At 48.1% G+C, this 23,554-nt stretch carries 27 protein-coding genes, 1 tRNA gene and 1 pseudogene; 10 read left to right on the top strand and 19 right to left on the bottom strand.

What is annotated here, in order from left to right:
• The first annotated feature begins 84 nt into the window (after positions 1–84).
• Positions 85–495: a hypothetical protein gene (locus tag O6P33_RS07640; RefSeq protein WP_269817195.1), complete on the top strand. Its 411-nt coding sequence runs from the start codon at positions 85–87 to the stop codon at positions 493–495.
• A 265-nt stretch (positions 496–760) separates the two neighbouring features.
• On the opposite strand, the gene O6P33_RS07635 is transcribed toward O6P33_RS07640, so the two are convergent.
• Positions 761–837 (bottom strand) — tRNA-Met (locus tag O6P33_RS07635).
• Between the two features lie 132 nt (positions 838–969).
• Here O6P33_RS07635 and dinB point away from each other — a divergent pair.
• The 3 genes from dinB (at position 970) to O6P33_RS07620 (ending at position 3,191) form a co-directional block, all read left to right on the top strand.
• Entirely contained in the window at positions 970–2,034 is a 1,065-nt protein-coding gene (gene dinB / locus O6P33_RS07630) for a DNA polymerase IV (protein ID WP_269817194.1), read from the top strand.
• A 25-nt stretch (positions 2,035–2,059) separates the two neighbouring features.
• On the top strand, positions 2,060–2,515 hold the full coding sequence (locus O6P33_RS07625) for a YqaA family protein (protein WP_269817193.1): 456 nt from the start codon (positions 2,060–2,062) through the stop codon (positions 2,513–2,515).
• A 109-nt stretch (positions 2,516–2,624) separates the two neighbouring features.
• Positions 2,625–3,191 carry a DUF3087 family protein gene (locus tag O6P33_RS07620; RefSeq protein ID WP_269817192.1) on the top strand — a complete coding sequence of 189 codons (567 nt, stop codon included), beginning with the start codon at positions 2,625–2,627 and terminating at the stop codon, positions 3,189–3,191.
• Positions 3,192–3,323: 132 nt separating this feature from the next.
• On the opposite strand, the gene O6P33_RS07615 is transcribed toward O6P33_RS07620, so the two are convergent.
• Both O6P33_RS07615 and O6P33_RS07610 read right to left on the bottom strand, forming a co-directional pair.
• Complete coding sequence (locus O6P33_RS07615) at positions 3,324–3,545, bottom strand: YgdI/YgdR family lipoprotein (RefSeq protein ID WP_269817191.1); 222 nt, start codon at positions 3,543–3,545, stop codon at positions 3,324–3,326.
• A gap of 100 nt (positions 3,546–3,645) precedes the next feature.
• Entirely contained in the window at positions 3,646–3,900 is a 255-nt protein-coding gene (locus O6P33_RS07610; protein WP_269817190.1) for a YheU family protein, read from the bottom strand.
• A gap of 212 nt (positions 3,901–4,112) precedes the next feature.
• On the opposite strand from O6P33_RS07610, the gene O6P33_RS07605 reads away from it, so the two are divergent.
• Positions 4,113–5,429 (top strand): bifunctional DedA family/phosphatase PAP2 family protein, encoded by a 1,317-nt coding sequence (locus O6P33_RS07605; protein WP_269817189.1) that lies wholly within the window; start codon positions 4,113–4,115, stop codon positions 5,427–5,429.
• Between the two features lie 250 nt (positions 5,430–5,679).
• Here O6P33_RS07605 and O6P33_RS07600 read toward each other — a convergent pair whose 3' ends face one another.
• The 3 genes from O6P33_RS07600 to O6P33_RS07590 all read right to left on the bottom strand — a co-directional run bounded on the left by O6P33_RS07600 (position 5,680) and on the right by O6P33_RS07590 (position 8,169).
• A complete protein-coding gene (locus O6P33_RS07600) occupies positions 5,680–5,997 on the bottom strand; it encodes a ComEA family DNA-binding protein (protein WP_269817188.1) in 318 nt (105 codons plus the stop codon).
• Positions 5,998–6,184: 187 nt separating this feature from the next.
• Entirely contained in the window at positions 6,185–7,852 is a 1,668-nt protein-coding gene (locus O6P33_RS07595; RefSeq protein WP_269817187.1) for a cation acetate symporter, read from the bottom strand.
• Positions 7,849–8,169, bottom strand: a complete 321-nt coding sequence (locus O6P33_RS07590) for a DUF485 domain-containing protein (RefSeq protein ID WP_269817186.1) — start codon at positions 8,167–8,169, stop codon at positions 7,849–7,851. Before O6P33_RS07590 ends, O6P33_RS07595 begins: the two co-directional genes overlap by 4 nt.
• A gap of 211 nt (positions 8,170–8,380) precedes the next feature.
• Between O6P33_RS07590 and O6P33_RS07585 the strand changes: the two genes are divergently transcribed.
• A complete protein-coding gene (locus O6P33_RS07585; protein ID WP_269817185.1) occupies positions 8,381–9,334 on the top strand; it encodes a LysR family transcriptional regulator in 954 nt (317 codons plus the stop codon).
• A gap of 93 nt (positions 9,335–9,427) precedes the next feature.
• Here the strand turns inward: O6P33_RS07585 and O6P33_RS07580 are convergent, their stop codons facing one another.
• From O6P33_RS07580 to O6P33_RS13215, 4 genes are all read right to left on the bottom strand, one after another.
• The gene (locus O6P33_RS07580) at positions 9,428–9,664 is read right to left on the bottom strand and encodes a DUF2789 family protein (RefSeq protein ID WP_269817184.1); all 237 of its coding nucleotides are present in this window, start codon (positions 9,662–9,664) and stop codon (positions 9,428–9,430) included.
• Between the two features lie 414 nt (positions 9,665–10,078).
• A complete protein-coding gene (locus O6P33_RS07575; protein ID WP_269817183.1) occupies positions 10,079–10,252 on the bottom strand; it encodes a nucleotidyl transferase AbiEii/AbiGii toxin family protein in 174 nt (57 codons plus the stop codon).
• A 55-nt stretch (positions 10,253–10,307) separates the two neighbouring features.
• Entirely contained in the window at positions 10,308–10,877 is a 570-nt protein-coding gene (gene abiEi, locus O6P33_RS07570; protein WP_269817182.1) for a type IV toxin-antitoxin system AbiEi family antitoxin, read from the bottom strand.
• Between the two features lie 167 nt (positions 10,878–11,044).
• Positions 11,045–11,137, bottom strand: a complete 93-nt coding sequence (locus O6P33_RS13215; protein WP_420094934.1) for a hypothetical protein — start codon at positions 11,135–11,137, stop codon at positions 11,045–11,047.
• Positions 11,138–11,300: 163 nt separating this feature from the next.
• On the opposite strand from O6P33_RS13215, the gene O6P33_RS07565 reads away from it, so the two are divergent.
• Positions 11,301–11,579 (top strand): peptidylprolyl isomerase, encoded by a 279-nt coding sequence (locus tag O6P33_RS07565; protein ID WP_269817181.1) that lies wholly within the window; start codon positions 11,301–11,303, stop codon positions 11,577–11,579.
• 24 nt (positions 11,580–11,603) lie between these two features.
• Here O6P33_RS07565 and O6P33_RS07560 read toward each other — a convergent pair whose 3' ends face one another.
• On the bottom strand, positions 11,604–13,193 hold the full coding sequence (locus tag O6P33_RS07560) for an ABC-F family ATPase (protein ID WP_269819490.1): 1,590 nt from the start codon (positions 13,191–13,193) through the stop codon (positions 11,604–11,606).
• A 168-nt stretch (positions 13,194–13,361) separates the two neighbouring features.
• Between O6P33_RS07560 and O6P33_RS07555 the strand changes: the two genes are divergently transcribed.
• From O6P33_RS07555 to trpB, 3 genes are all read left to right on the top strand, one after another.
• Positions 13,362–14,078, top strand: coding sequence for an rRNA pseudouridine synthase (locus tag O6P33_RS07555; RefSeq protein WP_269817180.1), 717 nt, complete (start codon positions 13,362–13,364; stop codon positions 14,076–14,078).
• A gap of 35 nt (positions 14,079–14,113) precedes the next feature.
• Positions 14,114–14,584, top strand: coding sequence for a DUF1456 family protein (locus tag O6P33_RS07550; protein ID WP_269817179.1), 471 nt, complete (start codon positions 14,114–14,116; stop codon positions 14,582–14,584).
• A 144-nt stretch (positions 14,585–14,728) separates the two neighbouring features.
• Positions 14,729–15,931 (top strand): tryptophan synthase subunit beta, encoded by a 1,203-nt coding sequence (trpB, locus tag O6P33_RS07545; protein ID WP_269817178.1) that lies wholly within the window; start codon positions 14,729–14,731, stop codon positions 15,929–15,931.
• A gap of 59 nt (positions 15,932–15,990) precedes the next feature.
• On the opposite strand, the gene O6P33_RS07540 is transcribed toward trpB, so the two are convergent.
• From O6P33_RS07540 to fliE, 8 genes and pseudogenes are all read right to left on the bottom strand, one after another.
• Positions 15,991–16,656: a C40 family peptidase gene (locus O6P33_RS07540; RefSeq protein ID WP_269817177.1), complete on the bottom strand. Its 666-nt coding sequence runs from the start codon at positions 16,654–16,656 to the stop codon at positions 15,991–15,993.
• Between the two features lie 87 nt (positions 16,657–16,743).
• Positions 16,744–17,415, bottom strand: coding sequence for a DNA-3-methyladenine glycosylase I (locus O6P33_RS07535; RefSeq protein WP_269817176.1), 672 nt, complete (start codon positions 17,413–17,415; stop codon positions 16,744–16,746).
• A gap of 41 nt (positions 17,416–17,456) precedes the next feature.
• Positions 17,457–17,909 carry a flagellar export protein FliJ gene (gene fliJ / locus O6P33_RS07530; RefSeq protein WP_269817175.1) on the bottom strand — a complete coding sequence of 151 codons (453 nt, stop codon included), beginning with the start codon at positions 17,907–17,909 and terminating at the stop codon, positions 17,457–17,459.
• 6 nt (positions 17,910–17,915) lie between these two features.
• On the bottom strand, positions 17,916–19,274 hold the full coding sequence (gene fliI, locus O6P33_RS07525; protein ID WP_269817174.1) for a flagellar protein export ATPase FliI: 1,359 nt from the start codon (positions 19,272–19,274) through the stop codon (positions 17,916–17,918).
• A 324-nt stretch (positions 19,275–19,598) separates the two neighbouring features.
• Positions 19,599–20,366, bottom strand: a pseudogene (gene fliH / locus O6P33_RS07520) (flagellar assembly protein FliH); the annotation flags it as partial.
• A gap of 2 nt (positions 20,367–20,368) precedes the next feature.
• The gene (fliG, locus tag O6P33_RS07515; RefSeq protein WP_269817173.1) at positions 20,369–21,370 is read right to left on the bottom strand and encodes a flagellar motor switch protein FliG; all 1,002 of its coding nucleotides are present in this window, start codon (positions 21,368–21,370) and stop codon (positions 20,369–20,371) included.
• An 8-nt stretch (positions 21,371–21,378) separates the two neighbouring features.
• Positions 21,379–23,169: a flagellar basal-body MS-ring/collar protein FliF gene (gene fliF / locus O6P33_RS07510; protein WP_269817172.1), complete on the bottom strand. Its 1,791-nt coding sequence runs from the start codon at positions 23,167–23,169 to the stop codon at positions 21,379–21,381.
• Positions 23,170–23,181: 12 nt separating this feature from the next.
• Positions 23,182–23,517: a flagellar hook-basal body complex protein FliE gene (gene fliE / locus O6P33_RS07505; RefSeq protein ID WP_269817171.1), complete on the bottom strand. Its 336-nt coding sequence runs from the start codon at positions 23,515–23,517 to the stop codon at positions 23,182–23,184.
• Positions 23,518–23,554 lie beyond the last annotated feature (37 nt).

The raw sequence follows: 23,554 nt of genomic DNA, 5'->3' as shown, positions 1-23,554 counted from the left end.
CTGCCCTAGTACCGTAGATTGTCTTACTTTAATAAACCGAGTAATTTATGAGCAGTAAAACCGCACACTTGCAGGGCAAACCTTATGAATATTCGCATTACAGACAGCAAAGATCTTCAGCAGCAGAGCACCACACGTCCAGCAGAAACTAATAACGCCGACGTTTTTTCGCAGACCTTGCAGCAGGTTCAGTACGCACAAGTAAAACCAGCAACACAAGTTGCTGGTATAAGTGCTGCGGAGATTAAAACTGATGCATCGAAACAGTCTAACGAAGCCAAGCGCAGTGTGCTTGATGAGTTTATGGACTGGATGCAAATGTCTGATGCTGAAAAAATCCGTGACCGTATTCTTAAAGGTATGGGTCTGACTGAAGAAGACCTGGAGAATATGGAACCCGAAGACCGCGAGAAAATCGAAGAAATGATTGCCCAGCAAATAAAAGATCAAACCGAAATACAAATTGAAAGGCAGTTGGCGGGTGATGCGACGTAAAAGCACTGATTTTGTGAGGCAGCAGGATATAAGCAAGTCTAAGAATGTTTTGGCGATACAGCAAATATTGGCTGAAGGCACGTGAAAAACAACTGTGCCCCAAGAAGACTTACGGTCAAAACCCATCAGAGCAAAAAACCTAGAATTTCAAAATGGGTACGCACAGGGCACGGTTTGGGCACGGAGGCTTTTTAGGCAGTTTTTAAGACAGGAATTGCAGGCATAAAAAAAGCCCTAACTCATTGAAAGTTAAGGCTTTTTAATCTGGTTGCGGGAGCAGGATTTGAACCTACGACCTTCGGGTTATGAGCCCGACGAGCTACCAGACTGCTCCATCCCGCGGCGCAAATTATAGCGCGTTTTTAAACCTTGTCAAACAAATACTGCATTTAAATACAGTATTGTGCCGATTTATAGTGCTCTAATGCTAAGCTTGGATCTGTAGCGGCGCTGTATATAGGGGTTGCAGAGGTTTTGAGTTCACGAAAAATAATTCATATTGACGCTGATTGTTTTTATGCGGCCATTGAAGTGCGTGATGATCCGCGCCTGCAAGGCCGTGCTGTAGCTGTGGGTGGCTCGGCAGATCGCCGCGGTGTCATTGCCACTTGCAACTATGAGGCTCGCAGTTGGGGTGTGCACTCAGCAATGCCGACTGCCCGTGCCCTCAAACTATGTCCTGACTTAGAGATAATCAAGCCGCGCATGGATGCCTACAAAGCAGCTTCACGGGAAATTCACAGCATTTTGCACGATTACACCGACTGCATTGAGCCATTATCTTTGGATGAAGCTTTTTTAGATGTCACCGACTGTGCGCTGTGCTCAGGCAGCGGAACTTTAATTGCTAAAGAAATCCGTAGTCGCGTGTGGCAGGAGTTGCGCTTAGTGGTTTCAGCAGGCGTTGCCCCCAATAAGTTCTTAGCCAAAATAGCTTCTGACTGGCGTAAACCCAATGGACTTTTTGTCATTACTCCAGACGAAGTGGATGATTTTGTCTTGGGCTTGCCGGTGAAAAAACTGCACGGTGTGGGTAAAGTGACTGCTGCCAAATTGGCGCGCATGGGTATTACTGATTGCGCGCATTTACGCGAACACAGCCTGCTGGCTCTGAGCAAAGCTTTCGGCAGCTTTGGTGAGCGCTTATGGTCATTGGCGCGGGGGATTGATGAGCGCCCAGTACAACCCTTTAGCCGACGCCAAAGCCTGAGCGTTGAAACCACCTTTGATCAAGACTTACCGGATTTAACCGCTTGTCAGGCGCAGTTGCCCGCCTTGCTAAAAGAACTCGTCCGCCGCCAAGCGCGTCTCGATGCAGATTACCGCCCAGAAAAGCCTTTTGTGAAAGTTAAGTTCCATGATTTTACGCAAACCACCATAGAGCAAGCCGGTGCTCCACTGGACTTAGACAGTTACCGCCTACTGCTGTCAGCCGCCTTTATGCGCGGCAATAAACCGGTGCGTTTATTAGGGGTCGGCGTGCGTTTGCATGATCAACAACAGCAAGCAGCTGTGCAGTTAGAGTTGTTCAGCCCATGATAAAAACCGCGCCTGCAACAATCTTATGTTGAGTTGGGCCAGCTACTTAGGTCTTGCCATGGCGGCCTGTATTGCTGCCACCTTACTCCCTATGCAATCAGAAACTGCGCTGGTGGCCTTGCTCACCTTAAAACCCAGCGCCGTTTACTCATTAGTAATAGCGGCGACTATCGGCAATGTATTGGGTTCACAAATTAACTGGTGGCTGGGTACGCAACTGCAACGCTGGCAAGATCGGCGCTGGTTTCCAGTCAAACCCAAGCAACTCAAACGCGCCGAGCATTGGTATCAGCGTTATGGTCGCTGGAGTTTACTCTTCAGCTGGCTACCTATTGTTGGCGATCCATTAACCTTAATTGCCGGGGTGTTGCGTGAACCTTTTTGGCGCTTCACTTTACTCGTCAGCATCGCTAAAGCGGGCCGCTATAGTGTTTTGGCCTACATCACCTTGTATATCTTAAGCGCTACGCAAACGGCCTAAGTCAGTTTGTCCGCAGGCAATGAGCTGGCCATACACCATGTGCATGTAGGTGTATGTTGCTCACTGCGGTACAATTAATTCTCGTTAAATTTATTGAGCACTTGCTTTTATGTCCAGACAATCGCCCTCTTCTAAGTCCCTTGCCAGCCCATTTAAACTGGCCAAGCTCGATGCTGAGGAATACCGCCAGCAAACTCGCAAAGCAACTTGGATTATTATTGTGATTTTTGTGGCTTTGGCGATGCTGCTATCCAGCCTTTTAGTGATGTTTTACGGTGAGCCGGGTGGTAATAACTTCAGCTTAAACGCTACTGGAGTGGGTGCGGGCGTTGTCGTTACTGTGATTCTAGTGCGCAAACTCTTGCTGCAACAGCCTTGGATGGCCGCCAACGTGTACGGCTGGCAATTAAAACGCAGCCTGATGAGCATCACAAATATCATGCACAATGTGACTAAAGGTGTTGAGGCGCAAAACATTGAGGCAATGAAGTTGCTACGCTTTTATCAATTAGGCTTGCTGCAGATGCACCAGCTCGATGGCAACACTGGTGAAGCAAGTCAAATGGTGCATGAGATTGATAAGCATAAAGCGCAGATGGAAGCGCTAGGCATTGATCCTGACCAACAGGTCTTAGATCCCGCTTGGATTGATACGGTTAAAAATCAGTACAAATAACAAAAGTGGTTGCGAGCTTTTACTTTTAGCCATAGATAGCTAAGCGATTCGTATAATGCGATCGATCAGGCGCACTTAAACACTATAAAACCATGCACGATGCCCTTTGCAGGCACCATGCATGGTCAGTTGTTACATTTTCTTGATAGTGTGAATATCATCTTTATTGATACGCACAGGCTTGCCATCAAGCTGCTCAAACTCATAAAAACCACTGTCATCATCATACTTAGGCTTATTAGTAGTCTCTATCTGGCTACCATCTTTTAAGGTGATCACTGTTGGCGAAGAGCAACCGGCTAAAGCAACAAAAGCTGTGGCAGCAAATAATGCCATTAGGTATTTCTTTCCCATTGAATATCTCCATTGTCTAAATATAAGTATCAAGTTATCTGACTACACATCTTGCATGCAAGTTCAAAATTAATATATTTTCGGCTCTTATAATTGCAAGTCAATTTGCTTGAGTTAAAGCATCTAAATCAGCCAGCCACTCTCTGGGCACGTCATGGCGCAAGCACAGCTGACATTGCTGACTCTCAACATCAAAAACGATCACCGCTTGTTTTTTCTCTAGCGCACAGCGAACGCGCTCGATCCGCGTATGTAGCGGGGTTTCGTCGCCATTATCAGTGCCGTCACGGGTTACAAAATCTTCTATCAAACGCGTTAGCGTATCTGCAGCAAGCTGCTCGAAAGGAATCAACATAGGTTTACTAAGCCTCAAACGGGCTTAGATTCTAGCACAGCGCACTGAAACCTTACCCAGCATCGCTCGCTGCACTCGGCGGCAACGCTTAGAGTTTTGCCGATAATAGCGCTACACTAGTTTGTTTTATTTGCGGCAGTGTAAGTAACCGACTTTCAGCGCTACCAATACGCCGCGCTTAAGTAAAAACTTGGGAAGCAAAAGTAAAGTATATGAATGAATTACTACATACAGTCTTAGACTGGTCGAGCAGCAATGCATACTGGCTGGGCTCTGCAATATATATTACTGCGCTACTGGAATGTCTAGCTTTAGTTGGGCTAATCCTGCCTGGCGTTGTGTTGATGTTTGGTTTGGCGGTTATCGCTGGCAGCAGCAGTTTAGGACTGCCCACGGTATTACTCCTGGCATGGCTGGGCGGTCTTACCGGTGATTTTTTATCCTACGCACTGGGTTATCGCTTACAAAACAAAGTCCCGCAACTCCCAATTTTACGCAGCCACCCGCAATGGTTGGCCAGTGCTGAAATTCATTTTGAGCGTTACGGTGTTTTAAGTTTACTGATCGGTCGATTTATCGGGCCTTTGCGTCCCATTCTACCCTTGGTAGCCGGCATGCTGTCCATGCCGTTTGTGCGCTTTACTTTAGTCAGTCTGTTTGCCGCAGCGGGTTGGTCAGTGGTGTACACACTCCCCGGCTGGATGGTCGGAGCAGCTTTAGAATTGAGTCCGCCGCAAGGTTTTTGGTGGCAGGCAAGTTGGGTTATTGGCAGTTTAGCCTTATGCGCCGCACTGAGTATTTACAGCAGTTTACGCGGATGGCGCCTCAGCAGCTTAGTCAGCGCTACGACTTTTGGGCTGGCTCTTATAGCACTACTCTTTAGTTGGCAGCACCTGTCTGTTTTTGACCTCTACCTGCATGACCTAAGCCAGCTAATACGCAGCTCTTGGCTGGACCACTCAATGGTAGTGATCACTCGCCTTGGCGATCTTTCCACACAACTGATGGTAAGCTTTATTCTCTGTGCACTATTACTGCTGTTTAAACAATTTCGCGCTTTAATCTTTGCCAGCAGCACCTTAATGACAGCTGCTGTTAGCAATTATTTATTGAAGCTTTTCTTTGCTAGAACCCGCCCTTCAGTTTTACTCGAACCACTGCAAAGTTTTAGCTTCCCTAGCGGACACAGCGCTTCTGGTTTTGCTTTTTTTCTAGTGCTAGGAGTGTTAGCTAGCCGTCAGCAACCACAGCGCTGGCGGGTCATCTGGTTAATCACTGCATTAATACCTGCGATTTGCATTGCATTCTCTCGAGTATATTTGACCGCTCATTGGCCAACCGACATCATCGCTGGAGGATTATTAGCCAGTGTTATTTGCTCAATCAGTTTACTGCTCACGCAATCACGGCAACCCATTCCTTCTCTAAGTAAACAGAACTGGGCAATTATTAGTGGCATGCTGCTGCTAGCCTTAGCGGTGATACTGAGCTGGAACTTTCCTGCTGCACTGCAGAAATATGCTTATTAGTATGTAACAGGTAATTAGGAGACTGCTCGCCAATACGAGATCAGTCTCCCCCCTTCATTACCCGATGACTGCGCTAATTCTGCGCTTATCGTCAAACTTCCTTGTTAGCCTTCCTAGCTATTAGAGCACCATTCCCTATAGTGTTTTACCACTTACTCTTAATTAAACAATCCCTTATCTATCGTCCTGATAACTTTAATTAAGATCTTCCTTAAACTGCATCCTTGCAATTTTAATTACATAAAAACAATTAATTAACTGACAACTTATTTAAATTCTTCTCTAAAATAGCCACACCAATGCCTTTCACCTCAAGCAACTCATCAACTGTAGCAAAGGGGCCATGGGCTTCACGGTAGTCAATAATGGCTTGGGCTTTAGCCTTCCCGATGCCACTAAGCTCGCGGACTAAGGTCTCAGCATCAGCCGTATTAATATCGATTTTACTTTGCTCTATACTCGCAACAATCTGCTCTGCAGGCACAGCCTTAGACTCAGCGGCGACAACCCAGAAACTGCTTGCGGTTAAGGTTGCAGTAAGTATTGAGTTAATAATTAATTTGCGCATAAAACACCTTCCTTGTGAGAGTAAAAGTGTAACCATTGCAGGCTCTTATTGATTTAACTTGCGGCTACAGAATTAAAAATAGACGCTATATTTAGCTTGTCAAAATTAAAGATTAATTTGTGAGCCAGTGCACAAATAAAAAAGGGTGGACGCTTTCACGCCCACCCTTTATTCATACAGTTAAAAATTAATGTTGTTGCGCTGCGGCCACCCCATACCCTGTTTGACCACGTACATACTGATCAGCAAAAGCGTCACGCTCAGCCTTGGCTGCAGCGCTTTGATCTCGCATTGAAACAATATAAGCCAAACCGAAAGCAACCGGCATCGAGAATAAAGCAGGCTGTGTGTAAGGGAAAATTGCTTCAGCAAAGCCAAAGACATCAACCCAAACAGATTTCGACAACACCACTAAAGTCACCGAACTAAATAAACCGCCATAACCTCCGGCCATGGCTCCGCGTGTGGTCAGATTGCGCCAGTACATCGATAAAATCAGCACTGGAAAGTTCGCTGAGGCTGCAACACCAAAAGCTAAGGCCGCCATAAAGGCCACGTTCATCTGCTCAAAAGCCATACCCAAGACAATAGCTACCAAACCTAAACACACTGTGGCTATTTTGGTAACACGCAGCTCTTGCGCCTCAGTCACATTGCCTCTTTTGTAGACTTCCGCATACAGATCATGCGCAATTGCAGTGGCGCCAGCCAAAGCTAGACCTGCAACCACCGCAAGAATTGTGGCAAAGGCCACTGCGGACAGGAAGCCTAACAGCATATTGCCGCCCACTGCCTGAGCCAAATGCATCGCCACCATATTGCTACCGCCAAGCAAAGCAGCACCCAGTTCACCGCCCTCAAAGAAGCTGGTGTTCTGACCAACGATAACAATTGCCGCCACACCCATAATCGCAATAACGTTAAAGAAATACGCAATAAATACCGAGGCATACAAAACCGACTTACGCGCTTCCTTAGCATTCGATACGGTGAAGAAGCGCATTAAGATATGCGGCAAGCCGGCAGTACCAAACATTAAGCCCAGCCCCATAGAGATTGCAGTCACTGGATCAGAGAGCAAGCTACCTGGCTCAAGCAAACTATCACCAAGACGATGCACGGCACTGGCTTCTGTAATCAGTTTATCGTAGCTAAAGTCGAACTGAGAGAAAGCCAGCAACATTACGCAAGTACCACCAAACAACAACAAACATGCTTTGATGATTTGCACCCATGTGGTTGCAACCATGCCGCCAAAGGTGACGTAAATAATCATCAAGCCACCGACGATAAACAGCGCCAGCGTGTATTCCAAGCCAAATAATAAGCGTATCAGCTGCCCGGCACCGACCATCTGCGCAACCAAATAAAAGCACACAACCACCAGCGAGCTGATCGCTGCCATGGTGCGAATTTTGCGCTGATTTAAACGGTAAGAGGTAATATCCACAAAGGTAAACTTACCTAGGTTGCGTAAACGCTCGGCCATTAAGAATAAGATAATTGGCCAGCCCGCAAAGAACGCCACCATATAGATATAGGCATCCACTCCCGACATATAAATCATCGCAGTAAAACCTAGCAAGGTTGCTGCTGACATATAGTCACCGGCAATGGCTAAGCCATTCTGAAAACCGGTAATACCGCCGCCGGCAGTATAGAAGTCAGATGTGGTGCGGGTGCGCCGTGCAGCCCAGACCGTAATTAACAGGGTCATCACCACAAAGATAAAAAACATGCTAATTGCTGGCACGTTAAGCGGCTTATCTGCTGCGAATACTAGAGGACTTAAGCCAAGTAACGATAAGCCTAGCAAAGACTTAGCCGCTACTGCTGCATAGTTTTTAATACTCATGCTTGCTCTCCTGCAATGGCTTCATCAATCAGCTCTTCATTGATTCGATCAAATTCAGTATTAGCGCGTCGCACATACAACCAGGTTAACAAGACAAAAAACACAAACTGGAAAAGCCCAGCCAGTACGCCATAAGTTAACTTGCCAGTACCAATCTGCTTGCCAATCACCTCCGGAAAAAAAGCCACCTGCAAAATAAAGCCATAGAAAATAACTAAGACGATGACGCTAAGCACCATAGCAAAGCGTTGTCGTTTAGTTACCAGCTCATCAAACTTGGGATTATTGCGAATATGCGCATAAATATCTTTAGCCATAACCGACCCTTAAACGTGTGATCCACGTACTTGTTATTGTTGTAGACAAGGTGTTTTCATTTGCTCGGCAACCACACAGCCTCTGCTACCTGCGTCCTTAGTAGTATTAATTAACTGCTGTCCGGCCCCAGCAAATTGCTTGGGTTTTGCATTCAATTCGAGTATATGTAGGTCGCCTTACGATAAATACACACAAAAAAGCAGATTCGATATGCAAAAATACATCAACCTTTTACGCACCTTGAATTGGAATGACTTAAAATTCTTTTTGGAAGTGGCTCGCTGCGGTCGCGTGACCAGTGCGGCCAAACGTTTGGGGGTCGATTACACAACGGTGTCACGGCGCATCGCCAACCTAGAAAGCACCTTGGGCACATTGTTATTTGAGAAATCCCGCAGCAGCGGCTTTCACTTAACCAGCGAAGGCGTAGCCTTACGTGACAGCATCCAAGCCATTGAAGCGCTGATGCAAAATGCTTGCGAAGAAATTACTGGTACAGATATAGCCTTGTCGGGCAAGGTGCGCATTGGCAGCACCGAGGGTTTTGGAGGGTTATTCCTAGCACCACAATTGACTCACTTTCAAAAACAGTACCCAGCCATCTCCATTGATCTACTGGCTGTACCGCATTTTGTCAGCTTAACCAAACGCGAGGCAGATATTGCTATCACCTTAGAGCGCCCCACTCGCGGCCCATTTGTCAGCACTAAGCTGTGTGATTACCGTTTGCAGTTATATGCCACTAAAGAGTATTTGGCACAACATGAGCCAATTCGCTGCGTGAATGACTTACCCAAGCATTCATTTATTAACTATATTGAGGATCTAACTTTTAGTACTAAGCTGCATTACTTGGATCAGTTTATCCACCAAGCGAAAACACCCTTCTGCACAACTGGCGCTATTTCACAGTACTTTGCCTGCTTGCAAGGCCAGCACTTGGCTATTTTGCCGTGTTTTATTGCCGACCAAGATCCGCGTCTACAGGCGGTGCTGGCGGATGAAGTGCGGGTGACCAACAATTTTTGGATTTCATGCCACCAAGACTTTCGTAAATTAAAACGAATTCGGGTGATTTGGGACTACATTCGTGCAGTCACTGAACACAATGCCCCACTGTTTATGGGTCAGGGTAATCAGCTGCAATTGCTTTCTAGTGACTGACTCTTGATCTAGCCCGCCCAGTAATACTTGGCAGGCTAGACAGTTGCCTTGCAGCTAGAAGAGATACAAAGCAATGTGCGCAAGGTTCAGCGCTTACGACTCAGGTGCACGCAACGCTTCGTTCAGCTGATCAACAACCAAGGCCCATTCGCCATCGGAGCAGAGCATTTCCTTTAGAGCTTGGCGCTGTCCATCATTCCAAAACTCAGCATCAAGGACATTGACGTCATCTGGCAAACGGTGTTTTTTAATAAAATCCGCCACACCTTCCGGTGTTGCATCGAGGCCCAACTGTAAAAACAAATTGGTCATACGTACTGTTACTGGCATACGTTCGCTCTCCATGTTTAGTATTTTCTAAAACAGCATAGCCATAAAACTGCAGTTTGAATACAGCTGCTTAACTGGTTTTGCTAGCTAACCCTGCCCTATGTGTCAGCCATATTTAAAAAAGATAGGGTAAGTCAGTTATTCTAGGTAATCACCATAACCCATACCATCATCACGCAAGGTAGTGCAAAAGCTCCAGACTCTGGAAGCGATTGAAGCGGTGCTCATAGTTTAACTTCCCTTGCTTTTAGAGAAGCCTAACAGCCGTCTTATTCAGTTAAAAACGATTACATTAAAAAAGCATTCGTTTGCGCCCTGTTAGACATATATCGTTCTACTTGCTTAATCAGGCTTGGAATTTCATTACACAAGTAATTCCAGAACTGCTCATTATTAATGGTGCTCTCTACTATTTTAACGGGCAAAAAACAAATGAGCGCCGCCGGTAAAATCCAAATCCTCACTTAAACGATTAGAGCCATAGCACGCACGCAAACAAGTGCCACCGATAAAGCAGAGTTGTTGCAGCAAACCGCCATCACTCATCGCCAGCAAAATATCATGGTGGAGCAGCTCTTTTTCGACCACGGTGCGCAGCTGCGTGAGTTCGCTATTATGAGTCAGCGCTTAGTTAACCAACTGATCAAATAAACTCATCGACTAGACTCCAATCAATCAAATCAAGATTACGCTGATGTCTGCGCATATCGCGCACCGCTTGTGCAACAGATGCACACCATAAACGGCACTCTGCATCGTAGTTTAAGTGTGCTGCCAAATCGGCAGCCGTTTGCCGAGTATGGATAAACTCAATCTTTCCCCAGCGCCCACAATCAACACTATGCGTTCGCCCGGAAGACAAAAGCGTTATCCAGTTCATCGGAATTTGCGAAATAACACCGCTATCGCTTAAGGCAGTTTCTAAACTGATGTAATTGAATTCGTGCGCCCGTAAACGTGCCGCCGCATGGAACAACACATGGCCTAGCACTGGCTTTGCTGGGTGATACAAATACAAACCACGGCAAACACGCTCTAGCCTCCAACCCTTCGCAGCACGACTTAACAGCGCACGGTAAGCCGCTTCGCTAATGCCCCCCACCAATACACGCATATCGGCAGGCGTAAACAAGTAACGCTCGGGCGTGGCAAGCTTATCTAAGCCTTGATAAAGGCGCTCTAAGGGCTGCAAAGAAGCGGATTGGTTAATCATAAAGCCACTGAATTTACACATTAAGTGACGAAAAGTGTAACTTAATGTGCAACCAACCTCAATTCAAACCGAAATCACTTATTCTTTTTGACTGCAAGCACTTGCTTACCTAATGGGGTTAAGCGGTATTTTTGCCAACGGCTGCGTGGTTTGTCAGAAATGGTCATTTAGATTAGCTCAAGCCCTTTACTCAAATAATGAAGCTGGAAGTGCTCGGCATGTTTTAGATTCAGTCTTTGCATTAACTCAGTACGTGACATATCACCTATAAACATACCTAAGAAATTTACCAGTTGGAATAATTAATGCGCCACGCATATTCACCGACTGCCCAACAAAAAGAAAAGCCTAGCCAGCATTTCACGCCAAGACAGGGGCAAATACGCTAAACTGCTGCGCATATTTAAACTTGAGGTGAGCTACATGGCCAAGGCAATGGCGCGGCATATTTTAGTAAAAACCAAAGAAGAGGCAGAAGCACTTAAGGCGCGTCTGGATAAGGGCGATGCTTTTGATAAGTTAGCGCGTAAATACTCCACCTGTCCGTCGGGCAAAAAAGGTGGTGATTTAGGCGAAGTACGTCCCGGTCAATTAGTTAAATCAATCGATAATGTCATCTTTAAAAAGCCCGTGCGCATGATTCACGGGCCAGTTAAATCGCAGTTTGGTTACCACTTAGTCCACGTATTTTTCCGCGATTAGACTAAGTGGATGGCTCAGGCGCGACTAAACCTCGACGCCTTGGCTGCGCAGGTAATCATCGTAAGTGCCGCTAAAGTCTTTGATGCCATGCTCGCTCAGCTCAATGATGCGCGTCGCCAGAGATGAAACAAACTCGCGGTCATGGCTGACAAAAATCAAAGTACCAGGGTAGTTTTCCAGCGCCAAGTTCAAGGCTTCAATGGACTCCATATCCAAGTGGTTGGTTGGCTCATCCATCAGTAAAACGTTGGGCTTTTGTAAGATCAGCTTGCCGAACAGCATGCGCCCTTGCTCACCACCGGAAATAATTTTCACTGACTTTTCAATGTCATCACCGGAAAATAGCATACGCCCTAAGGTGCCGCGCACCATTTGCTCACCATCTTGAGTCCAGCGCCCCATCCAGTCGAACAAGGTCATATCTTCGGCAAAGTCGCTGGCGTGATCTTGGGCAAAATAACCAATCTCAGCACTATCGGTCCATTTCACATGACCGCTCATTGGTGTCAACTCACCCATTAGGGTGCGTAGCAAAGTGGTTTTACCGATACCGTTCGGACCGATAATCGCTACACGCTCTTCAGCTTCAACTTGTAAGTTCAAGTTGTCGAACAACACTTCACCGTCAAAACCTTGGCTCAGCTCATGCAACACAACCGCTTGGCGGTGCAATTTCTTACTTTGATCAAAGCGAATAAAGGGGCTGATCCGACTAGAGGGCTTCACCTCATCCAAGTGAATTTTGTCAATGGCGCGAGCACGGCTGGTGGCCTGCTTGGCTTTAGAGGCGTTGGCCGAGAAACGACTGACAAAGGTTTGCAGCTCAGCAATCTGTGCTTTTTTCTTGGCATTCTCACCCAACAAGCGTTCACGAATTTGCGTCGCGGCCGTCATATACTCATCGTAATTGCCTGGGAACAGACGAATCTCGCCATAATCCAAATCCGCCATATGCGTACACACACTGTTGAGAAAGTGTCTGTCGTGGGAAATGATAATCATGGTGCTATTTCGGCTGCTGAGCACATCTTCCAACCAACGAATAGTATTGATATCCAGGTGGTTAGTCGGCTCGTCCAGCAGCAGCACTTCTGGATCTGAGAACAAAGCCTGCGCCAGCAACACGCGCAGCTTCCAACCCGGTGCCACTTCACTCATTAAACCAAAGTGTTCTTCAACACCAATGCCTAAGCCAAGCAGCAACTCACCCGCACGCGACTCGGCAGTATAGCCATCCATTTCAGCGAACTCAGTTTCCAGTTCGGCCACCGCCATACCGTCGGCTTCGCTCATTTCTGGCAGCGAGTAAATACGATCACGCTCAGCCTTAACTTTCCACAGTTCTTCGTGTCCCATAATCACCGTATCAATAACGGTAAACTGCTCGTAGGCAAACTGGTCTTGACGTAACTTACCCAAGCGCACATTTGGCTCAAGCATCACGTGCCCAGCTGATGGTTCGAGATCGCCACCGAGAATTTTCATAAAGGTGGATTTACCACTGCCATTGGCACCAATCAAACCATAACGGTTGCGGTTACCAAATTTTACAGAGACATCTTCAAAAAGCGGTTTTGCACCAAATTGCATGGTGATATTAGCAGTGGAAATCACAAATAAATCCTGAGTAGTCGAGACGCGAATGCGTGAAAAGGCGGCGATTGTACCCTTAATAAAAGGCACCAGCACGAACAATAAAGGTATACAGCGCATTAAATAGCGGCGCACTGTATAAAACAGACAGACCCAGTATACTACGCCATTATCTTTTGGCTTTTTCTTATGACTGATTCAGTGCGTCTTTCCAAACATTTAATTGATTTAATTGGCTGCTCACGCCGTGAAGCCCAGCTCTATATTGAAGGCGGCTGGGTGCGGGTCAATGGCGCTGTAGTTGATGAGCCGCAATTCCCCATTACCGATCAGCAAGTCGAGTTGCACGCTGACGCTGTAGCTGAGCCTCTGCCACCGATCACTTTACTGCTTAACCAGCCAGCGCTAGCCAACGCTACGCTAGAGCAGCAGCTGGCATTATTGACAGCCCAGACGCATTGGCCAGAAGACCCCAGTGGCATCCAGCAGCTTAAAGGCCACTTTGCGCGTTTAACTAGCGAGCTGCCACTGCAAAATAAAGCCACCGGCTTACAAGTTTTTACTCAAGATTGGCGCACCCTACGCAAATTAACCGATGACCGCACACGCCTTGAACAAGAATATGTGGTGCAAGTCGCCGGTGAAATCAACCCGCAACGCCTTAAACGCCTGGCCCATGCACAAATGATCAAAGGCGTGGGCTTACCGGGTTGTAAAGCCAGCCAGCAAAACGAAGAGCATATTCGCATGGTACTTAAAGACCCATCCGAAGGTGTCATTGAGCGTTTGTGCGCCAGCATTGATCTTGACGTCTTAGCCATGCGCCGCATCCGTATTGGAGCAGTATCCATGGGGAAGCTGCCGTTAGGGCAATGGCGCTACTGCCCGCCTACGCAAAAATTTTAATTCACTTTTGATACCCATAATGAACCGAGAACTCTATGCTTAATAATGATGTACTGCGCAGCCTGCGCTACACCCTCGACCTCAGTGACAACGCCCTACTCGACATGCTGCATGGCGTAGAGCCAGACTTAGACATCGCCACCTTACGCAGCTACTTAGCCAGCGAAGACGATGAGTCATTTGTCTATATGAATGATGAATTAATGGTGGGCTTTTTAGACAATTTAATCCTCGAGCGCCGCGGTCCTAGCCCGCAACCCGCGCCACCGACTGAACTGCCGCTAACCAACAACACCATCTTAAAAAAGCTGCGCGTGGCCTTTACTCTGCATGAAGCCGACTTGCTGGATATTTTAGACTCTGTGGACTTTGAGATTTCCAAGCCTGAACTCAGCGCTTTATTTAGAAAAGCCGGCCACACCAATTACCGTGAGTGTGGTGATCAGCTTATGCGCCAGTTTCTCAAAGGCCTGACATTGCGTTTTCGTTTACACCTCAACGAATAGCGATTAACGGTGTCTGTGCAGCAACCTTTTAGCTGCGCAGTTGCGACAAAATGCCGTTTTAATAGAGCGCTCATCATGGCGCCAAGTCTATTTTTTAAAGCATGCCCTTGTATGCTCACTACGTTTTGAAGGATGAACTTATCGATGAGCACTGACTCTTTTGCCGCCATGCCAGACGCACAAGGTTACTTTGGTCCTTATGGTGGTCAATATGTACCTGATCACCTGAAAAAAATCATGGATGAGATTAATACGTCCTACGAAGAAATCCGTGCCTGCCCTGACTTTCAAGCGGAGCTAGCCAGCTTATTTGCCGATTACGTTGGCCGCCCCAGCCCAATCTTTCACGCCAAACGTTTAAGTGAACAACTGGGCGGTGCGCAAATTTATCTAAAGCGCGAAGACCTCAATCATACCGGTGCGCATAAGATTAACCATTGCCTTGGTGAAGCTTTATTGGCTAAGTTTATGGGGAAAAAGAAAGTTATCGCCGAAACTGGTGCCGGTCAGCATGGCGTTGCCTTAGCCACAGCCTGCGCACTGGTGGGTATTCCCTGTGAAATCCATATGGGCCAATCCGATATTGAGAAAGAACACCCTAATGTGGTGAAGATGAAAATCTTGGGCTGCACGTTAATTCCAGTCACTGCAGGTGCCGCCACCCTCAAAGAAGCAGTGGACAGTGCCTTTGAAGAATACTTAAAAAACCCAGAAGAATTTATTTACGCCATCGGCTCTGTAGTGGGTCCGCACCCCTTCCCTAAGATGGTCCGTGACTTCCAGTCGATCATTGGCAAAGAAGCTCGTGAGCAGTTCCTCGAGCGCCAGCAGTGCCTGCCTGACTACGTCACTGCCTGTGTAGGTGGTGGCTCCAACGCGATAGGTATGTTCACAGCGTTTTTAAATGATAAGGATGTGCAGTTGGTCGGTGTTGAGCCAGCCGGTGAAGGTTTGGACACGCAACGCCACTCTGCGTCCTTGAGCAAAGGCAAATTTGGCTATTTACACGGTATGGCCTGCTACGTTCTAGAAGACGACGAAGGTAACCCAGCACAAGTGCACTCCATTGCCTCGGGGTTGGATTATCCGGGCTCTGGCCCAGAACACAGCTATTTAAAAGATCTGGGACGTGTGCAATACGACAACGTCACAGACCAAGAATGCTTGGATGCTTTTATGCGTTTATCCCGTGTTGAGGGCATTATTCCCGCACTGGAAAGTGCGCATGCAGTGGCTTGGGCAATACGCACAGCACCCAACCTGACAGCTGAACAAAGTATTCTGATTAACTTATCTGGACGCGGTGACAAAGACGCTGATTATGTTGCCGAACTACTTGGCCTATAAATCAGACAAAAAAATACCGCTGAGTGAGGCACGCAGCGGTATTTTTAATTAACTGTGTATTACTGAACGATTTTAGATAAAAGCTGGGCTTGCTTTTCAGGCTCTTTCGCTTCTTCAGCGCTTAATACGCGTTTGGCTTGTAAATAACTGGCATTCCAATAGCGATTGCTCAGCTTATCAACCCGCACACCACCGCTACGCTTACTGGATGAATGAATAAACTCATCATCCCCCATATAAATCCCCACATGGGTTACGCGTCCACGTCCGCGGTCATTAAACAGAATCAAATCACCCGGCTCTAAATCAGAACGAGCAATCACTGGCGCATCCATCTTTAATAACTCGCCAGTGGTACGTGGCAACTTGATGCCTAACTCTTCTTTGTACACATAGCTTACAAAACCACTGCAGTCAAAACCTGTTTTACGGCTACTACCACCGTAACGGTACGGGGTGCCTAACAGTGTTTTACTGCGATCCAGTAAACTGTCGCTAAGACCTGGCAGCTTGTACTCATTGAGCAGCGAATCGTCTTGCAACTGTACTGCAGCTTCTTGCGCCTCATCAAAACGGTCTAAGACCGCTAATAAAGCACGTGAATTAAGCTCTATTGTGTCTCGCTTAACTGAAGACGCTTGACGCTGTTCGGTGTTTAAGTTGGCGCAAGAAGCCAAGACTAAACAGCTCACACCGCAAACGATGCTCTTGATTAATTTAGACATACATACAAAATACTTTCGGATTTAGCGGTGCAATATGCCTTGCATTGACGCAAAGTGCAAACTTAATGGTCAATAATTGTGACTTAATTAATGGTTTGTCGTCAAAGCCAGCAGCATCGAAAGCTGGCACAGGGGCCGCCCGCTCTGCGCTTGCCAGCTATTAAACGCCTCTTGCACTGCCGCTAAGTCACGCTGACTGGTGGGTTGTTTAGTCACTATGCCTTGCGCAATTAACGCTGCGGTAACGTCATTGCTCAGCAAGAAAGTATCTTTGCCAGCCATTCGCAAAAAACGCGGCGCCGACATACCGCCCAGTTGCTGGCCCTGCTTGGCTAAATAACGCCATAAACCGACAATATCACTGCTCGGCCACTGGGCTAGAAAAGCACCAAAACTGCCATATTCTCGACGCATATCCAGCACCATCTGGGCATTGCGCGGCACACTTCTGAGCTTGCCTAAATGACGGATAATCCGTGTATCTTGCATTAAGCGCTCAATATGCTCGGCACTCATCAGCACAACTTTATCGGGATTGAACTGCCAAAAAACCTCTTCAAAATTCGGCCATTTAGCATCCACTACACTGTGCCGCAAGCCGGCACGAAAGACTCGCAAAGCCAATAAGGACAAATAACGGTCATCGCTTACAGCAGTGAGCTGCGCCGCCGTGGCTGGCTGCGGCAAGCGTGCTTCTAAAGCAGCTAAAGAACCAAAACGATTGATGCCGTACTCGAGCATCCATTGAAAATCTTGCATAGAGTGTTCCACCTACTGTGGCACTGTCTAGCAACAGTGCTTCAATTGCGCCTAGTCTGCTGTGCCATAAGGCGCTGAGCCATTTCATCCAGCAGCTTCTGCTCTTGCTTATCTGCGGCTTTTTGCGCGTCTTCACGGTAGCGCTGCACTAACTTACGCAAACCTTCCAAACGCGCATAGGCTTGCTGCCAAATCTTTTGACTGCCACTCAGATTATGTTCATGCCAAGCTAGGCTTTTTTCTTGCTGCTCAATGGCCACCTCCAGCTGCGATAAAAACCTTTGGTAGTTCATCAGCCACTGGCCACTGACCCCAGTCTGCCCTTTATCAATCCATTGCTGTTGATAGTCATCACGGTATTGCTGCAGATTTTGTAACTGCTCTTGGGCGTGCTGCAAAGCCTGTTGGTATTGACTGAGTTTCGCTGCTGCTTCGCGCTCAGCTTCTTGCGCCATATCCACCACTGGCAGCAGACGCTGCGCGCGCTTCATCATCGTCTATCAACCTACCGCTGCTGGATTAACCACAGCCAGTAAATGCTGGGTACTTTTTTCCATAGTTTCCGTCTCACGTAAGCCTTGGCGTAAATACGCCGACATATGCGGATAACGCTCAATGGCCATATCAGTGTCCTTATCACCGCCCGCCACGTAAGCACCTACGCTGATTAAGTCACGACTCTGCTGGTAGCGCGTCCACAGCTGTTTAAAGCGCTGTGCGGCACTCAGGTGCTCGGCAGATACCACTTGTGGCATCACTCGACTCACTGAGGCGCTGATATCAATAGCTGGGTAATGGCCTTCTTGGGCCAAGTCTCGGGATAAGACAAAGTGACCATCCAGCACACCGCGCGCCGCATCGGCAATCGGGTCTTGCTGGTCATCTCCCTCAGACAGCACCGTATAAAACGCAGTGATGGATCCGCCGCCTTGCTCAGCGTTACCCGCACGCTCTACCAGTTTGGGCAACTTAGCAAACACCGATGGCGGATAACCCTTGGTGGCTGGCGGTTCGCCAATGGCTAGGGCAATTTCCCGCTGTGCTTGGGCGTAGCGGGTCAAAGAATCCATTAATAATAAAACGTTGTAGTTTTTATCACGAAAATATTCAGCAATACGTGTGCAATACATCGCTGCGCGCAAGCGCATCAAGGGCGCATCATCCGCTGGCGACGCGACGACAATGGCGCGTTTGAGGTCTTCTTCACCGAGGATATCTTCAATAAACTCTTTAACTTCACGGCCACGCTCACCAATCAGCCCAACGATAACAATGTCCGCTTGAGTAAAACGGGTCATCATTCCCAACAGTACGCTCTTACCCACCCCCGTACCGGCAAACAAACCAATCCGTTGCCCACGGCCCACGGTCAGCAGCCCATTGATACTGCGAATACCAACATCAAGAGGCTCGCTGATGGGGTGGCGTTGCAAAGGGTTGATCGCTTGGCCTTCCATTTGCACCCATTCTTCTGCCTCAATGCGGCCTTTACCATCTAAAGGCCGTCCAGCACCATCCAGAATTCGACCCAACATGGACATGCCCATGGGCATTCGGTCAGTTCCAGCCACCGGCACCACCCGCGCACCCGGCGCAATGCCGGTGAGATTACCAATAGGCATCAGGAAAACTTTTTCGCCAGAAAAGCCCATTACTTCAGCCTCAACCTCAACGGCTTGGTACCCATCGTTATTGATCACCAAGCAACGACTGCCCACTGGCACCTGGAGGCCTTCAGCCTCTAACGTCAAACCCACCATACGAATAAGACGCCCTTCCACCAGCGGTTTTTTACTCAATTGGGTGGCTGGTTTATAAGCCCCGAGACGGGTGGCAAAACCTGTGCGCTGTAGCTGCATAGAACCTCCTGATTAATTCACCGACGGGTGATCTGGCTGTTCAGCAGTACCCGCAGGCTCAGGCTCTTGTTCAGGAGCCGGCTCTGACTCGTCCAGGCTTAATTGGGCATGATTGTCTGCTGCATCGGTCGCAGGCTCTAACTGCGGCGCTGCAGTGAGTTGTTCTGCGGGGGTTTCTGGCTCTGGCTCTAAATCAGGCTCAGGTTCTGATTCAGCTTCATTGCTGGCGGCCAGTGGCTGAGCCTGCGCCTGAGACTCAACTGGCTGCTCACTGTGTGGCTGCACTTGGCTCAGCGACTCCGCTTCACTGACAATAGCGGCCCCATCAAGGGACACCTGCAAATCAGGCTCTAAAGGATGGCTTTTTAGCTCACGTTGTTGTTCTAAAATTTGCGTAGCAATATGTTCAATGCGGGTTTCGATGCTGGCGTTAATTTGCGTATTCACTGATTCAAAGCGGCAGCCGCCTGGGAGCAAATCATCGTCCTCAATAATCTTCCAGCTTTCTTCATGGCGCTCACGTAATGCTTTAATCTGTTCAAAGTCTTGTGGGTTCACATACACCCGCACCGCTGCACTGCCCATCGGAAGCAGCTTTAAGGACTCACGCACCACCTGGGTAATTTGACTGGAATCAAGCGTTAACTCGCGCTGAATCACTTGTTGGCTGATTTGCATGATCATCTCCAGCATGGTTTCTTCCAGCTGTTGATCTTGCTTGGCAATCGGCTCAAAAAATGCCTGCATCACTTGCTCTAGAGCCTGTACTTTACCCTGCAAGACCAGTTCTGCTTCTTGCGCTGCTTTCAGTTGCCCAGCATGAAAGCCATCTTTTTCACCGGTACTAAAGCCTTCGTTCCAAGCGTCTTGACGAACGGCTTCCACATCATCGAGTGTCAATGGTTTGACGTCTTCGGCAACCATTTCTTCAACGCGCACCTCTTGCTCGACTTCCTCAACCGGCTCAGCAGCCTGAGCTTGCTCTTTAACTTCGGCAGCAGTTGGATCATCAAAGCTTGGTAAGTCCCATAAACTGAAGACTTCGCCCTCTTGCGCTGGAATTAACTCACTGCTTGGTTTTTTCTCAGGCATGCCTACACCATCTCTTCGCCACCTTTACCACCAAGCACAATTTCGCCTGCATCCGCCATACGGCGAGCAATGGTAAGGATTTCTTTTTGGGCCGATTCGACTTCACTGATGCGCACAGGCCCTTTGGCTTCTAAATCATCACGCAACAGTTCAGAAGCACGTTTTGACATATTTTTGAAGATTTTTTCTTTAATGGCTTCATCTGCACCTTTTAACGCTAAAACTAAAACGTCAGAAGAGACTTCACGCATTAAAGCCTGAATGCCGCGATCATCCACATCGGCTAAGTTATCAAAGACAAACATCAGATCTTCAATTTTGCCCGACAAGTCTTGGTCCAAATCACGAATAGCATCAAGCAACGGCCCTTCAATGGAGCTGTCTAAGAAGTTCATGATGTCTGCAGCTCGCTTAACCCCACCCATGGTGGTGCGCGAGGTATTGGAGTTTCCGGAAAACTGTTTTTCTAAAATAGTGTTCAGCTCTTTTAGCGCCGCAGGCTGAATGGTGTTCAGCGCCGATACCCGCAGCATAATGTCTAAGCGAACTTTATGGTCAAAATGCCCCAGCACCTCACCAGCCTGATCAGCATCCAAGTACGCGACAACAATGGCTTGAATTTGCGGGTGCTCATAGCGAATCACATCTGCTACGGCGCGGGGCTCCATCCACTTCAAACTGTCGAGGCCACTGGTATTGCCACCCAGCAAAATGCGGTCAATTAAGTTGCCAGCTTTATCTTCACCGAGCGCCTGTGTAAGCATATTACGAATATAGCCGTCAGCGCCGACACCTAAACCGGTCTGGTCGCTCACCACCTCAACAAACTCACTCATGACTTCTTCGACTTGCTCGCGGTGCACATTGCGCATTTGCGCCATGGCCGAACCCACCCGCTGCACTTCTTTAGGGCCCATGTGCTGTAACACTTGCGCAGCATCGGTTTCACCCAGTGATAGCAGCAAAATGGCTGCTTTATCGACCTTATTGAGTTTAGTAGTCATACGATTGCTCACTCATCAGCGTTAATCCATTCTTTCACGACTTGCGCCACACGTCCTGGATCTTCAGCGACTAAGCTTTTAATCGCATTCAACTGTGCATCATAACCTTCGCTTGGGCTGGGCAATAAAATATTTTGCGGCCCGCCAAGGCTGACGCGATCATCCGCTAAGCCTGGGTCAAAATCATCCATACCACCTAAGTCGGCATCATCTGAGCGCTCACTAACCGCCAGCTCCTTGCTTTTACCGCCGCCCACCACATTACGCAGTAAGGGCCGCAACACACCGAACACCAGCACCAAGATAAACAAAACCCCGAGGATTTGTTTCACAATACTCCAGAACCAAGGCTCGGTATAAAAAGGAATATCGAGAATTTCTTCTGCTTGAATCGGTGCAAAAGCAGCATTAATAACGCTGACACTATCACCACGACTGGCATTAAAGCCCACAGAGTCTTGCACCAAGCGCGTGAAGCGTGCGATATCTTGCTCGCTCCAAGGCACTCGCACCTGTTCGCCGGTTTCTTGATTAACAATTACCTGATCATCAACCACCACTGCCACAGACAAGCGCTGCAAGCGGTTTTGATCTTGTTTGGTATAGCTGATCGAGCGATCCAGCTCAAAGTTACGGGTCGACTGCTCGCGTTTATCACTCGGATAAGGCGCCAGCATTGGCTCACCGGTTTTTGGGTCAATGATTTGCTGGCCATCGGCATCCACCAGTGGTTGCCCTGCAGGAACAGGCCCTTCTACGGCAACAGCACCGACCACTTCAGGCGCTATGGAAGCGCCCGGTGGCTGATTGCTCAAAGCGCCGGGAACTCCTTGCGGACCACTGCTGACTTGACGCTGCTCAGATGAGGACTGTTCACTGCGTAATGCCGGTTGATCTGGGTTAAAGGTTTCCGAGGTTGATTCGATTGCGCTGAAATCAACATCTGCTGACACTTCAGCTTTATAACGTCCAACACCTAATACAGGCTGTAAAATATTGTGTACGCGCTGGGTAAATAAATTTTCTAAGCGGCGCGTGTAATCAAACTGTTTACCGGCTCGACTCATCTCCGACAGCTCTTCTTGATCGGATAACAGATTGCCGCTTTGGTCAACCACAGTCACTTGCGACTTCTGCAGCTCCGGCACACTGGTCGCCACCAAATTAATAATCGCCATAACCTGGCTCGGCTCAAGACTGCGCCCGGGATACATTTCCACTAGAACTGAGGCACTGGGCTTGCGCTCATCACGGACAAAAACTGAGCTTTTGGGAATGGCCAGGTGCACACGCGCCGCTTTAACATTATTTAAGCTGGCAATGGTCCGGCCCAACTCGCCCTCTAAACCACGGCGATAGCGCGTAGTTTCCATAAACTGACTGGTGCCTAAACCTTGCTCTTTATCAAGAATCTCAAAACCAATGGTGCTGTCTGTTGGCGAGACACCAGCAGCGGCCAGCTTCAGTCGCGCATTGGCTAACTCAGACGACTTAACCAATAAAGCCCCGGAATTGGGTTCAACACGGTAGTTAATGCCTGAACTGTTTAAGGTGTCCATCACCTGACTGGCATCGAGCCCAGCTAAGCTGCCATACAGCGGGCGGTAATCAGGTTCCTGCGACCATAAAACCACTGCAAAACCTATGGCGACACTGGCGGCCAAACCTACGAGCAATGCAACCTGACGCAAAGCAGGCATCTGCGCTAAGTTATCGAGAAATGCTAAGCCGGCGAAGGCTGGCTTCGCGGGTGCTGGCTGCTCGGTGGTTTGCGGTGTATTTGCCGTTGCATCAACCATGATCTATCGCCCCTAAACTGGCATCTGCATAATATCTTGATAAGCCTGAACCAACTTATTACGAACTTGGGTCATGGCTTGGAAGGAAACGCTGGCTTTCTGTGAAGCAATCATCACGTCGGTTAAATCGACGCCACTTTGCCCTATTTCAAAGGCTTTAGCGAGCTGGTTTGATGCTTGCTGCGTTTCATTTACTTTACCAACAGCCTGACCGAGCATTTCAGCGAAGTTAGGGCCGCCTGCTGCCTGTGTCTCCTCGACAGCAGCCGGCTTCACACGTGACATTGCATCGGTTTGCATGGCACGCATTTCTAACATCAACCGATTGAATTCTATACCTTGGCTCATTTTTATCTCCTATCGCTTTTTTTGACGCTTTGCGATG

Source organism: Denitrificimonas caeni, from assembly GCF_027498055.1.
In the GTDB taxonomy this organism is placed as follows: Bacteria; Pseudomonadota; Gammaproteobacteria; order Pseudomonadales; family Pseudomonadaceae; genus Denitrificimonas.
The sequence above is the reverse complement of the archived record's forward strand: the minus strand, read 5'-3'. Positions and strand labels throughout refer to the sequence as shown.